Source organism: Nocardia sp. NPDC050412 (assembly GCF_044458825.1).
Taxonomy (GTDB): Bacteria; Actinomycetota; Actinomycetes; order Mycobacteriales; family Mycobacteriaceae; genus Nocardia.
In genome coordinates this window covers 17,886-30,321 of sequence record NZ_JBITIJ010000011.1, presented here as the reverse complement: position 1 = coordinate 30,321, position 12,436 = coordinate 17,886, and the positions used below count along the sequence as shown (strand labels likewise).

Sequence of the window (12,436 nt, the reverse complement as noted above, 5' to 3'; positions counted from 1 at the left end):
CGGGCCGCATCCCCGATTGGGGTGCGGCCCGATTCTGTTGCGAGGCGGGGAAGTCAGGCGATTTTTGCCGACTCGATGATGACGTCGTCCTGCGGCACGTCCTGGTGCATGCCCGCCGAACCGGTAGAGACCGCGGCGATCTTGTCGACCACCTCCGAGCCCTCGGCGACCTTGCCGAAGACCGTGTAGCCCCAGCCCTGCGGGGTCGGTGCGGAGTGGTTCAGGAAGCCGTTATCGGAGACATTGATGAAGAACTGCGCGGTGGCCGAATGCGGGTCGTTGGTGCGGGCCATCGCGACGGTGTACTTGTCGTTCTTCAGGCCGTTGTTCGCTTCGTTCTGAATCGGGGCCTGCGTGCCCTTCTGCTGCATCTCGGGGGTGAAGCCACCGCCCTGGATCATGAAACCCGGAATGACGCGGTGGAAGATGGTGCCGTTGTAGTGGCCGGCGTTCACGTAATTCACGAAGTTCGCGACGGTGTTCGGGGCCTTCGCGTCGTCGAGCTCCAGCACGATCTGTCCGTAGTTGGTTTCGAGATTCACCTTTGTCATAAAGTCCACCTTTCCATCCCCATGGCAACTGGTCAGCAGTTCGGGTCGACTTTACTGAGCGTGACGGGCCGCCAGCGTTATACGCCGCGCCCGTGTGGGCGCTGTGCAGCCACACCAATTCCCTGGTCGCCGCACATACCGGCGTTGCCGACCACGCGGCTCAGCTCCGGTTTCGAGCGCAGCGAGATCGAGCATGGGCCGAGAACACGCCGTGCCGCAGGCGCGGCAAATCCAACACAGCTAGCATTGCCAACCGTGCCCGACGCCGCTACCGCTGTCTTGACAAAACCGCCCGCCGCGCCCGAAGTCGCACCGAGCGATTTCCGAACCGCGCGCCTCGTCGCGCTGGTCGCCGGCGTGCTCGGCGCGCTGCTCGCGCTGGCAGCTCCGTTCTTACCGGTCAGCCAGACCACCGCGACGCTGAATTGGCCGCAGGACGGCGCCCTCAACAGCGTGCAGGCGCCGTTGATGTCGCAGGTGCCGATCGACCTCACCGCCAGCATTCCGTGCGCTGCGGTCGAGCAGCTGCCGAGTTACGGCGGGATGCTGCTGGCCACCGCGCCGCCGCAGGGCGACCGGGCCTCGCTCGAGGCGATGTTCGTGCGGGTCTCGGACACCACGGTGGATGTGGTCGACCGCAATGCCGTGGTCGCCTCGGCCGAGCGTGCACAGCTGGGCGCGTGCACGTCGATCACCATCAGCTCCGATGCCAATCGGACCAGGGCTGCGTTCGAGGGGGTGACCACGACGATCGAGCGGCCGGTCGAGGGCGCGGCGCCCGGGACGACGCAGAAAGTCGAGGTACCGGTCGAGGGGCAGCTCAGCGGTGATCTGCGGCCGCAGGTGGTCGGTGTCTTCACCGATCTGAAGGGCGCGGTGCCCAGCGGCCTCTCGTTCCATATGACGGTGGACACGCGGTTCTCCTCCAGCCCGGCGCCGGTCAAGTTGATCGCGATGATCGCGGCGGTGCTGTGCACGCTGATCGCGCTCGGCGCACTGGCTCGGCTCGACGGCAGTGACGGGCGCGGGCACCGCCGGTTCCTGCCCGCCAACTGGCTGAAGCCGAACTGGGCGGACGGCGCGGTCGTCGGCACACTGCTGCTGTGGCATTTCGTGGGTGCCAATACCTCCGATGACGGCTACATCCTGAGCATGGTGCGGGTGGCGCCGCACGCGGGCTATATGGCCAACTACTTCCGCTGGTACGGCGTGCCGGAGGCCCCATTCGGCTGGTACTACTACGTCATCCAGGCCTTCTCGGAGATCTCCACCGCGAGCCCATGGGTCCGGTTGCCCGCGCTGTTCTGCGCGATTCTCTGTTGGATGGTGATCAGCCGCGAGGTGGTGCCCCGGCTCGGACGCGGGGTGCGCAACAGCAAGGTGGCGCTGTGGACCGGTGGACTGGTCTTCCTGGCGTTCTGGCTGCCGTTCGACAACGGTCTGCGCTCGGAGCCGATCGTCGCGCTCGGCGCGCTGCTGACCTGGGTGTCGATCGAGCGGGCCATCGCGACGGGTCGTCTGTTGCCCGCCGCGGTGGCGATTCTGGTGGCCGCGTTCACCTTGGCGGCGGCGCCGACCGGTCTGATGTGTGTGGCGGCGCTGCTCGCCGGTATCCGGCCGCTGGTGCGGATCGTGGTGCGGCGGCATCGGCAGTTCGCGGCGCAGGGGGTGGGCAAGTGGGGTTCGACGCTGCCGCTGCTCGCGCCGATCGCGGCGGCGGGTCTGCTGGTGCTGATCGTGGTCTACAGCGACCAGACCTTCGCCGGTATCCAGGAGGCCAACCGGGTTCGGCAGGTGACCGGTCCGAATCTGGCCTGGTACGAGGACTACCTGCGCTACTACTACCTGTTCGTGGAGACCGTCGACGGATCGCTTTCGCGCCGGTTCGCTTTCCTGATGATGCTGCTGTGCCTGTTCACCACCATGCTGGTACTGCTGCGGCGCAGGCAGGTTCCCGGCATCGCCAGCGGTCCGACCTGGCGGCTGATGGGCGTTGTCTTCGGAACCATCTTCTTCATGATGTTCAACCCGACGAAGTGGACCCATCACTTCGGCGCGTACGCGGGCATCGCCGGATCACTGGCCGCGGTCACCGCGGTGGCGGTTTCGGCAAGTGCGTTGCGGGCCAGGAAGAACCGGGCGATCTTCCTCGCCGGATTGCTGTTCGTGCTCGCGGTCGCCTTCTCGGGCATCAACGGCTACTGGTACGTGTCCAGCTTCGGCGTGCCGTGGTTCGACAAGCGGATCTCGCTGCACGGCTACCAGTCGAACACGTTCATGCTGGTGCTGTTCGGGCTGGCGCTGGCACTGGTCGCCTGGTCGGCGCTGCGCGAGGATTACACCAGGCCGCAGCCGTCGGCGAAGTCCGTGCGCGGCAAGCGGATTCGCAAGTTCGCCGCGATCCCGCTGACCGTCGTCGCCGCGCTGATGGTGCTGCTCGAGGTGTTCTCGCTGGTCAAGGGCGCAGTGGCGCAGTACCCGGCCTATTCGCTCGCACGCTCGAATTTCGATGCGGTGCAGGGTAATTCGTGCGGTCTTGCCAATGACGTGCTGGTGGAACCGGATGTGAACAAGGGCAACGGCATGCTCACACCGATCATCGATCCGGCGAATCCGCCGAAGAACGGTGATCCGCTGGCCGGCGCCGATCCGGTCGGCTTCGATCCGAACGGTGTGCCCGAGAAGCTCAGCGCCGACACCATCGAGGTGAAGCCGGGTACCGGCAATACCTCCACCCAGTCGGTCGGTCCGGTCGGCGCGGACGGTCAGAACGCGGGCACCGACGGCGGTTACGGCGCGACCGGTGTCAACGGCAGCCGGGCCACCCTGCCCTTCGGCCTCGACCCGGCCACCACGCCGGTGATGGGCAGCTACCAGGGCGGCGTGCAGCAGCCCGCGCATCTGGTCTCCAGCTGGTACCAGCTGGCGCCGCGCTCGGATGATCATCCGCTGGTGGTCATTTCGGCCGCGGGCCGCATCCTGTCCGTCGACGACACCGGCGATACCCGGTACGGCCAGTCGCTGACCGTCGACTACGGCAAGCACCTGCCCGACGGCAGTGTGCAGATGCTCGGCACCTACCTGCCGCGCGATATCGGTCCGTTCCCGTCGTGGCGCAATCTGCGCATTCCGCTCGACGAGCTCGCACCCGATGCCGATGCGGTGCGCATTGTCGCCAATGACCCGATTCTGATCGGCGATCAGTGGCTGGCGTTCACCCCGCCGCGGATGCCGAAGTTGGCCACTCTCAATAGCTTTATCGGCTCCGAGCAGCCGGTGCTGCTGGACTGGGCGGTCGGGCTGCAGTTCCCGTGCCAGCGGCCACTGGACCACAAGAACGGTGTGGCCGAGGTGCCCGGTTACCGGATCCTGCCGGATAGGCCGCTGGCCATCAGCTCGACGAATACCTGGCAGGCCGAGGAATTCGGTGGTCTCCTCGGCTTCAGTCAGATGCTGGCGAAGTCGAGCACCATTCCGACGTATCTGAAGCACGACTGGGCGCGGGACTGGGGTTCGTTGGAGCGGTACGACCAGTACTACCCGAATGCGGTTCCGGCCAAGTTGGATACAGGTACGGCCAGTCGTTCGGGACTCTGGTCGCCCGGACAGCTGCGTGTGTTCTAGGTCGTAGACAGACAGGCCCGTCGAATTCGGCGGGCCTGTTCTCGTTTCGAGGACCGAGTTGTCCTCAGCGCCCACTCGTGTCCGGATGCCAAGGAAACCCGACACACAATCCGGTGCCGGCCGCTCAGTTCAACAGCGCCCTTTAACGACGAAAGGCCGCGGCGTCGGCTGTACTGGCCGGCGCAACGGCCTGGTGGATGGTGTTCGGTGATCCGGCGGCGTCAGACCTTCGTCATACGAAGGCCTAGTTCACGACGGAGTAGCTCCTGCGGGGTTTGGCGGGATAACACACGCAGCAGCGCCGGTCGAAGCTCCCGTTGTTCATCCTCGGTGAGCAGTCCGACGAGGTCGCGCAGATCCATATCTTCGAAGGCCGCGGTCATGAATAAAAGGTTAAGGCCAGCTTCACGAGTGGGAAGGCTTTCGCGGTCAACTTTTACGACATGGTCACGCTGGTTCACCGTCGTAACGTGCGCGGGCCGCGAGCACATCGTCCATGCGCTCCTCGGCCCACGTTTTTATGGCGCGCATCACAGGTTGCAGGCTATGGCCGAGTGCGGTGAGTTCGTAGTCGACGCGGACCGGCACCTCGGCGGTGATCCGGCGTTCGAGTAGCCCGTCGCGTTCGAGGGTGCGCAGGGTTTGGGTGAGCATTTTGGGGCTGACGCCGGAGATGACGCGGTTGATCTCGGCGTAGCGCAGCGGCCCGTCGGTGAGGGCGTTGAGTATCAGGCTGACCCATTTATCGCTGATCCGGTCGAGAAGTTGGCGCGTCGGGCATTCGGCCACGTAGGCGTCGTATTGCTGTTTCGCCAGTTCACGGCGTTGTGCCGCGGTGGTTGTCGCCATCTGCTTCCCCTACTGCCCGTTACGCACTCTTGGGTAACTACTACCTGACAGATAGTAGCTCGCCTAGGTTTGTCGACGTAACCCGACAAGCGATAAGGATTGCCATGCGTGCAGTAGTAGTCCGTCGACCTGGCCTGGAGGCGGTCGCGGAGATCATCGAGGTGCCCACGCCCGAGCCGGGGCCCGGTACGGTTCGGGTGAAAGTAGCTGCGGCGACGGTTAATCCGGTAGACCTCATGGTCCGCAATGGTGTCGGCGGGACTCCGTTCGCCGCCCCGCGCGAGCAGTGGGGAATCGGATGGGATGTCGCCGGTGTCATTGATGCCATCGGCGCGGGTGTCGACGAATTCACCGTGGGCCAAGCCGTCATCGGCATCAGCGACCGCCTAGACGTCTCGTTGGCCGCCCAAGCCGACTACATCGTCCTCGAAGCCCAAAACGTCACCCCAGCACCGACTTCCGTCCCCGCCGAGGCTGCGGCCACGATCCCGTTGAACGGCCTCACCGCGGTACAGGCCCTCACCGCCCTCGAACTGACTCCCGCCGACTGCCTGCTCATTACCGGCGCGGCAGGCGCGGTAGGCGGCTATGCCGTCGAACTGGCTGCCGCACAAGGCATCCGAGTAATCGCATCGGCCTCGACCGCCGACGAACCCGTCGTGCGTGCCCTCGGTGCCACCGATTTCATCCCCCGCGAAGCCGACCTGCCGGATGCCGTCCGAGCCCTCGTCCCCGGCGGCGTCGACGCGGCCCTCGACGCCGCGGCCCTCGGCCCCGAAACTCTCGCCGCCGTTCGTGCCCGCGGCCGCTTCGTCTCCATCAGCGTCCCCAACACCCCGATTCCCTTGCGTGGCACCAAGGTAACCACCGTCCTGGTCCACGCCGACCGCCCCCAACTCGACGAACTCGTCGCACTGGTCGACAAAGGCCACCTCACCCTCCGCGTAGCCGAAACCTACCCCTTGGCTGCGGTAACCGCCGCCCACCAGCGCCTCTCGGCAGGTGGCCTCCGCGGCCGCCTCGTCCTCGTCCCCTAGCCCCCCGAAAACGCGTGGAAGTCGACAACGACCGCCGCAAGTTCGGCGCGCCGAAGTCCGAGCGCAGCGTGCGCGTCGTGGCCTACCGGTCAACGCAGACAAGCAGGATCGTGACGTCACATTTCGCCGATACGACACCCGGCCGACTCTGACCGCCGTAGCGATTGGGGCTAATCGGAGTCTGCGAGCATATCCAGGAAAGCGCGCATATCGCCGGCCTCCGGGACGCCGAGATCCGCGTACAGACTCATCGCGATACCGGCGTATTCGCGTGCTCGACCGACGTCACCGAGATCTCGGTACGCGCGAGCCAGCCCGTCATTGGCGCGCGCTCGCTCGGGCACATTCAATGCCTGCTCGGCCAACGCCAGTGCGGTGCTGTGCTTTTCGACGGCGGAGCCAGGATCGCCTGCGGTGTAGGCTGTCTCGCCGAGGCCGTTGAGCGCGGACGCTTCGTCGCCATGACTGCCCAGCATCCGATACAGGTCACGGGCCCGGGAGTGGTTGTCTCTGGCCTCGTCCAGCAGGTCGTTGCGGCGGCACAGCGATCCCAGATAGTTCAGCACCAACGCCTCGCCGCGCTGATTGCCCACCTCGCAGTGCAGTGCCAGCGCGCGGTCGAGATGTTCGCGGGCGTTGCGGTACTGGTTGTTGTCGGCGCCGAGCAGCATGCCGAGGTTGCCGAGCACGTGCGCCTCGCCGACTCGGTTGCCCAGACGGTTGGCGAGATCGAGCGCGTCGCGCAGGTATCGCCTGGCCTCGTCGTAGTCCCGTTTACGCCACGCCACATTGCCGAGCGTGTTCAGCGCTCTGGCCTCTTGATAGCGATCCCCGGACGCGCGGGCAATCCGCAGTGCCGCTAGCGAATGCGTGGTCGCCCACTCGTAATCGCCTTGTCGCCAGCAGGCCCAGCCCAGGTCGGTCAACGCTCTGGCCTCGCCGAGCGAGTCGGCCAGCTGTCTGCTCGCCAGCAGTGCCACCTGATGCAAGCGTGCGGCATCGGAGTGGCGGGAGTTGCCGTCGAGATAGGGACGTAGGGTTTCAGCCGAGTCCCTGGCGTGCGCGGGCATCCCGTTGTTGGACGCGTAAGCCGCAGTGGCGATGAGGTTTTCGCGTTCGGCATCGAGCCACTCGGCCGCGTCCTCGGTGTCGTCCAGCGTCGTCACCTGGGCCGCGGCGGACGGCAGCGGTTGGCGGTGATCGGCGCTGTAGGGGAACAGCAGATCCACCGCTGCCCGCGCGGTGTGCACGTAGTGGTCGAAAAGCCGTGACAGCGCGGCGGTTCGGGCATCGTCGGATTCGTCCGCCGACACAATGGCGCGGGCATGCTGGCGCAGCAGGTCGTGAAAGGTGTAGCGGCCGGGCTCGTATTGAGCTATCACGTGAACGTCGAGGAGGTCTTCCAACAGCATTTCGGCGTCGTCCGGCGAGATATCGGCCAGCGCCGCCGCGCCGCCGGGATCGATGTCCCGCCCGGGGTGCAGGCCGAGCAGCCGGAACATCCGCTGCCCGTCCGCGCGAAGCTGCCGATAGGAGAGGTTGAACGCGGCCACGACACCTCGTTCGGCCGTGGACAATTCGGCCAGCCTGCGCCGCTCCCCACGCAGCCGTCCCGCCAGATAGCCGACGGTCCACTGCGGGCGGTGCAGTAGTCGAGCGGCGGCGATCCGCACCGCCAATGGCAGGAACCCGCACAGGTGCAGCACGTCCAACACCGCGAGCGGTTCGGCGGTGGCGCGTTCGCCGACGATCCGGTCGAAGAGGTCGACAGCATCGCGCGCAGGCAGTGGATCGACCGACAATGCCCGAGCACCATCCAGGTTGACCAGCCGCCGCCTGCTGGTTATCAGGATGAGACTGTCCGTCCCGCCGGGCAGCAGCGGCCGGACTTGATCGGCATCCACAGCGTTGTCCAGCACCGCGACCACTCGCCGCCCGGCCAGTTCCGACCGCCATAGCGCGCCGCGATCGGCGGTGGTCTGCGGAATGCGTTCGGCGGGAATTCCGATCTGGCGCAACAGGATTTCCAGCGCCGCATCCGTCGCGATCGGTTGGCGGTCGATCGTGTGCGCTTGGAGGTCGATGAACAGCTGACCGTCGGGGAATCGGGCGGCTACTCGGTGTGCGGTATGTACGGCAAGCGCGGTCTTGCCGATGCCCGCCATGCCGTCGATCGTGGAGATGGTCGCCGCGGTGCCGGTGAGTGGTGCGAGGAGATGTTCGAGTTCGGCGCTTCGGCCCGCGAAATCCGGTATGTCGTACGGCAAGAAGTTCGCACAACGTGGTACGGGTTCGGTTTGTGCGGCCAGTGCGGTTACGCGTGTGGCCGGTTCGCCGTCGTCCCGCAATACTGCCTGCTCCAGCGCGACGAATGCGCGTCCCGGATCCAGACCCTGCGCCTGTGCGAGTGCCGTCCGGAACGATCGTGCGGCCGCGAGCGCATCGACCTGTCGTCCCGCTCGATGCAGTGCGAGTATCAGTTGCCCGGCCAGCTTCTCCCGCAGCGGGTTTGCGGTCACCATCGCTGCCAACTCGTCGAGCACCGCCTCGTGCCTGCCCAGCCCGAGTTCCACCTCGGTCAACTGCTCGAAGGTCGCTAACTGCTTGTCCTGCAGGCGGCGCCGCGCGGGCGCGACGTAGTCGGCGTTCAGATCGGCGAGCGCCTCGCCGTGCCACAGCGCCAGCGCCGCACGCAGTTCCGCCACCGCGGCCTCGGGGTCGGTGCCGGCCAGCGATTGGCCGATACCGACCCGGCCGGTGAATTCCTCGAGATCGAACTGCCCCGGCTCCGGCAGCGCAACGTATCCGGCGGATCTGGTCTGCAGTACCTGCGCCGCGTCCGTTTCGCGCAACACCTTGCGGATCGCCGTCACCGCGGCGTGGATCTGCGAGCGCGCAGTGTCCGGGGGATCCGTGCCCCAGATGGCCTCGATGATTCGGTCTGCGCTGCACACTCTTCCGACATTGACCAGGAGATAGGCGAACACTGCCCGATGTCTCGGCGCCGCGGCCGACTCGCGACCGTCAACCACGATTTTCATTGGTCCGAGGACCGTAAAACGCACACCCATCTCGGCTCCATACAACACCCATCGTGAAGGCATCGCAAAAGTATCAACGGGCCGTAACACGCTGTTCCCATGCCGCAAATACCCCCGATAGACCCGGAGAACGCGGATGATGCTGCCGGACACCTCTTCACTGTCAGCCAGCAGCTGTTCGGCGTCACACCGAATAACGTCAAGGTGATGGCGCAAAGCCCTGCCGCCCTGCGGGGGTATGTCGCCCTCACCGAAGCGCTGGGCGGCAGTGAGATGCCGGCGTTCGCACGTTCTGCTCTCGGGCTGCTGGTCGCCCAGGAGCACGGGTGTGACTACTGCCTTTCGGCGCACAGCTTCCTCGGCAGCCGCCTCGCGGGGATGACCGAGGACGAGCTCAGCGACGCCCGATTCGGCGCGGCCGACGATCCGAAATACGCGGCGATCCTGGCCTTTGCGGCGGCACTGATCCGCCGCCGCGGCGCGATCACCGACCACGAACTTTCCACCGCCCAGACGGAACTGGCGCCCACCGAACTCGTCGACGTCATCGCTCACGTGGCGCTGGCGATCTTCGACAACTACCTCGTCCTGGCCGGACGAGTGGACATCGACTGGCCGTTGGTCCGGCATACGGACCACGCCCACGACACAAAGGAAGCGGAATGACTACGCAAGACAGCACGATCGCGGTAGCGGGCGCCACCGGACGGCTCGGCCGCCACATCGTAGACGTGCTCACCGAGACAGGGCACAAGGTCGTGGCGATGTCACGGTCGACCGGAGTGGATGTGGTCACCGGTGCAGGACTCGCCGAAGCGTTCCACGGCGTGACCGCAGTGATAGACGCGTCGAGCACACCCTCCTTCGAACAGCAGGCCGCCACCGACTTCTTCACCGCCTCGGCCCGTAACCTGCACGCGGCCGCGCAGGCGGCCGGAGTGCGCCGGATCGTGGCTGTGTCCATCATCGGCATCGACGGCTCCACCGCTGGATACAACGCCGCGAAGCTGGTGCACGAGCAGGCACTGCTGGCGGGTCCGGTGCCGACGCGAATTCTGCGGGCCGCGCAGTTCCATGAGCTTGTCGAACAGATGATGCGGTGGGGCGCACAAGGTTCGGTGATCTATATCCCGAAGATGCGTACCCAACTGGTCTCCGCACGCGCGGTCGCCGAACAGCTGGCCGAATTCGCGACCGGCGCGTGGTCGGCGCACCAAGGAGGTCCGTTCCCGGAGATTGCCGGACCGCGCGCCGAATACCTGGCCGAGATGGCCCGTCTGGTGAACGCGCGACGCGGAGACGACAGGCCGATCGAGGAGGTCAGCGATCCGGCCAACCCCGACCGGGACCTGTACGAGAGCGGCGCTCTGCTCCCCGGGCCGGATGCCGTCCTGTCCGGTCCGGGCTTCGCCGACTGGCTCGACCTGCAGGCCCACATCCGGCACTGATTTCGAATTATCAACTCCCCGAGAGGAACACCTGACATGAACGCTCGCATGAAGAACCCCGCTATGGTCCTGCCCGACGCGATGAAGGGAATCAACACCCTCTACAAGGCGACTTATCAGGGTGGAGTTTCCGCCGAACTGCTGGAATTGGTTGCACTGCGGGTCAGCCAGATCAACGGGTGCAGCGCCTGTGTGCACTCACATCTGGCGGGCGGTCGTAAGGCGGGGGTCGGCGACGAGAAGCTGTTCGCCGTCGCCGCGTGGCGAGAATCCGCTGAGTTCAGTGCGGCCGAGCGCGCGGCGCTGCTGCTGGCAGAGGTCGCCACCCGGATCGCCGACAAGTCCGAGGATGCCGTGCCGGACGTCGTGTGGGACGAGATCGCCGATCACTACGACGAAAACCAGCTCTCCGCAGTCATTCTCATGATCGCGCTGACCAACTTCTTCAATCGCCTCAATACCAGTATCAAGGAGCCCGCGGGCGCCAGCTGGGCCTGAGCGGAATATTGCGATGACTGCTCAGAACTCGAGATCAGATGCACTTTCCCGGATCCGGACCGCCGCGTACTGGGTGACGACTATGCCGGTCGCCGCCGAGATGGTCAAAGGCGGCATGTGGGATCTGACCCGGGAGCCGTTCGCGGTCGAAACCTTCGATCAGTTGGGCTACCCCAGGTATTTCTTGACGATTCAAGGCATCTGCAAACTGCCCATGGCCGCAGTGCTGCTGGCCCCGGGAATGCCGCGGCTCAAGGAGTGGGCCTACGCCGGATCCCTCGCCGTCTATCTCGGCGGCGCGGCCTCGCACTTGGCGAACGGCAATCCACGCAAATTCGCCATGCCCGCGATGGTTCTCGCCGGGTTCGCGGCCGCTTCATGGGCGCTGCGGCCGACGGCGCGCCGCGATCCGAGTCCCGACCCGATCGGGGCGACCTGGCGGATCGGGCGGGGCATCTTGCACGCCCTGCTCTCCGCACCGCCGCCGGAAGCGGCGCGTCCGTGAGCGCCGACCCCGTTGGCGCAACCGATCCATACCGTTCCATCAGGAGAAACCCGTGACCCTCGACATGACGACGATGTACGCCATGCACAGTGCGCTGCGGCGCGAACTCGAATACATCGCCGAAATCGCCGATCGGATCGACGACGATCCGCGCAAGATCCTCGCCACCGCTGCCGGTTGGCAAATGTTCACCAAATCCCTTCTGGTGCACCACACCGCCGAGGACGATGCGCTGTGGCCGGTGATGCGGCAGACGCTCGCCGAGCGACCCGACGAGTTGGCACTACTGGACGCGATGGAGGCCGAGCACGCCGTCATCGATCCGCTGCTCGAGCAGATCGATGCGACCTTCGCCGATCCTGACAGTGGCCCGGAACGCCTCGGCGGTCTGCTCGACGCCTTGGCGACCGGGTTGACCGGGCACCTGAAGCACGAGGAGGGCGAGGCATTGCCGCTAATTCAGGCGGTCGTGACACCGGAGCAGTGGCAAGCGTTCGGTCAGTTGCACGGCAGTCGCATCGGCCCCGCTGCTCCGCAACTGATTCCGTGGCTGTTGGACGGTGCCGACGAGCAGACGGTCCAAGTGCTGCTCGCCCCGCTGCCGGAGCCGGTGCGTGCCGCGTATCGCGATCAGTGGCAGCCCGCATATGCCGCGCTCGATCGGTGGAGTGCGGGCACGGCGACTGTGTGAAGGCCGCAAGCCGCCCTCGGCGCGGGGTAATCAGGCCGAGGGCGGTGTGCGTCGGCGGTTCGAGGCTCACAGTGCCGACTCGGCTAGCTGCGATTAAAGTACCGGACGGTATTGAGATGGGGGCATGTGCGATCATGCCGGGTCTTGCCGGACCTGGCGGCGTCGACGGAAACCTGTGATCGATGAGGAGAA

The 12,436-nt window shown here is 66.1% G+C and carries 11 protein-coding genes; 7 read left to right on the top strand and 4 right to left on the bottom strand.

Annotation, left to right across the window (positions count from 1 at the left end):
- Positions 1-53 precede the first annotated feature (53 nt).
- Positions 54-551 carry a peptidylprolyl isomerase gene (locus ACIBI6_RS28155; protein WP_364349488.1) on the bottom strand — a complete coding sequence of 166 codons (498 nt, stop codon included), beginning with the start codon at positions 549-551 and terminating at the stop codon, positions 54-56.
- Positions 552-806: 255 nt separating this feature from the next.
- On the opposite strand from ACIBI6_RS28155, the gene ACIBI6_RS28150 reads away from it, so the two are divergent.
- Positions 807-4,175: an arabinosyltransferase domain-containing protein gene (locus ACIBI6_RS28150; protein ID WP_396958349.1), complete on the top strand. Its 3,369-nt coding sequence runs from the start codon at positions 807-809 to the stop codon at positions 4,173-4,175.
- Positions 4,176-4,396: 221 nt separating this feature from the next.
- Here the strand turns inward: ACIBI6_RS28150 and ACIBI6_RS28145 are convergent, their stop codons facing one another.
- Both ACIBI6_RS28145 and ACIBI6_RS28140 read right to left on the bottom strand, forming a co-directional pair.
- Positions 4,397-4,558 carry a hypothetical protein gene (locus tag ACIBI6_RS28145; RefSeq protein ID WP_364349491.1) on the bottom strand — a complete coding sequence of 54 codons (162 nt, stop codon included), beginning with the start codon at positions 4,556-4,558 and terminating at the stop codon, positions 4,397-4,399.
- 64 nt (positions 4,559-4,622) lie between these two features.
- On the bottom strand, positions 4,623-5,024 hold the full coding sequence (locus tag ACIBI6_RS28140; RefSeq protein WP_364349494.1) for a helix-turn-helix domain-containing protein: 402 nt from the start codon (positions 5,022-5,024) through the stop codon (positions 4,623-4,625).
- A 104-nt stretch (positions 5,025-5,128) separates the two neighbouring features.
- On the opposite strand from ACIBI6_RS28140, the gene ACIBI6_RS28135 reads away from it, so the two are divergent.
- Complete coding sequence (locus tag ACIBI6_RS28135; RefSeq protein WP_396958348.1) at positions 5,129-6,061, top strand: NADP-dependent oxidoreductase; 933 nt, start codon at positions 5,129-5,131, stop codon at positions 6,059-6,061.
- Positions 6,062-6,231: 170 nt separating this feature from the next.
- Here the strand turns inward: ACIBI6_RS28135 and ACIBI6_RS28130 are convergent, their stop codons facing one another.
- Positions 6,232-9,102, bottom strand: a complete 2,871-nt coding sequence (locus tag ACIBI6_RS28130; RefSeq protein ID WP_396958347.1) for a BTAD domain-containing putative transcriptional regulator — start codon at positions 9,100-9,102, stop codon at positions 6,232-6,234.
- A 99-nt stretch (positions 9,103-9,201) separates the two neighbouring features.
- On the opposite strand from ACIBI6_RS28130, the gene ACIBI6_RS28125 reads away from it, so the two are divergent.
- Genes ACIBI6_RS28125 through ACIBI6_RS28105 form a run of 5 tightly spaced genes read left to right on the top strand, consistent with a single transcriptional unit; the run spans position 9,202 to position 12,244 of the window.
- Positions 9,202-9,768, top strand: a complete 567-nt coding sequence (locus ACIBI6_RS28125; RefSeq protein ID WP_364349502.1) for a carboxymuconolactone decarboxylase family protein — start codon at positions 9,202-9,204, stop codon at positions 9,766-9,768.
- Complete coding sequence (locus tag ACIBI6_RS28120) at positions 9,765-10,550, top strand: NAD(P)H-binding protein (protein ID WP_364349505.1); 786 nt, start codon at positions 9,765-9,767, stop codon at positions 10,548-10,550. The genes ACIBI6_RS28125 and ACIBI6_RS28120 overlap by 4 nt, the downstream gene beginning before the upstream one ends.
- Before the next feature lie 36 nt (positions 10,551-10,586).
- Positions 10,587-11,048, top strand: coding sequence for a carboxymuconolactone decarboxylase family protein (locus ACIBI6_RS28115; RefSeq protein ID WP_364349508.1), 462 nt, complete (start codon positions 10,587-10,589; stop codon positions 11,046-11,048).
- Positions 11,049-11,061: 13 nt separating this feature from the next.
- Positions 11,062-11,553 carry a DoxX family protein gene (locus ACIBI6_RS28110; protein WP_364349511.1) on the top strand — a complete coding sequence of 164 codons (492 nt, stop codon included), beginning with the start codon at positions 11,062-11,064 and terminating at the stop codon, positions 11,551-11,553.
- A 52-nt stretch (positions 11,554-11,605) separates the two neighbouring features.
- Positions 11,606-12,244 (top strand): hemerythrin domain-containing protein, encoded by a 639-nt coding sequence (locus ACIBI6_RS28105; RefSeq protein WP_364349514.1) that lies wholly within the window; start codon positions 11,606-11,608, stop codon positions 12,242-12,244.
- The last annotated feature ends 192 nt before the right edge of the window (positions 12,245-12,436 follow it).

Bases quoted from the DNA above. Each gene is read 5' to 3' on its own strand.
- ACIBI6_RS28145 (WP_364349491.1), bottom strand. From the start codon at position 4,558: ATGACCGCGGCCTTCGAAGATATGGATCTGCGCGACCTCGTCGGACTG.
- ACIBI6_RS28155 (WP_364349488.1), bottom strand. From the start codon at position 551: ATGACAAAGGTGAATCTCGAAACCAACTACGGACAGATCGTGCTGGAG.
- ACIBI6_RS28115 (WP_364349508.1), top strand. From the start codon at position 10,587: ATGAACGCTCGCATGAAGAACCCCGCTATGGTCCTGCCCGACGCGATG.
- ACIBI6_RS28135 (WP_396958348.1), top strand. From the start codon at position 5,129: ATGCGTGCAGTAGTAGTCCGTCGACCTGGCCTGGAGGCGGTCGCGGAG.
- ACIBI6_RS28140 (WP_364349494.1), bottom strand. From the start codon at position 5,024: ATGGCGACAACCACCGCGGCACAACGCCGTGAACTGGCGAAACAGCAA.
- ACIBI6_RS28125 (WP_364349502.1), top strand. From the start codon at position 9,202: ATGCCGCAAATACCCCCGATAGACCCGGAGAACGCGGATGATGCTGCC.
- ACIBI6_RS28120 (WP_364349505.1), top strand. From the start codon at position 9,765: ATGACTACGCAAGACAGCACGATCGCGGTAGCGGGCGCCACCGGACGG.
- ACIBI6_RS28110 (WP_364349511.1), top strand. From the start codon at position 11,062: ATGACTGCTCAGAACTCGAGATCAGATGCACTTTCCCGGATCCGGACC.
- ACIBI6_RS28130 (WP_396958347.1), bottom strand. From the start codon at position 9,102: ATGAAAATCGTGGTTGACGGTCGCGAGTCGGCCGCGGCGCCGAGACAT.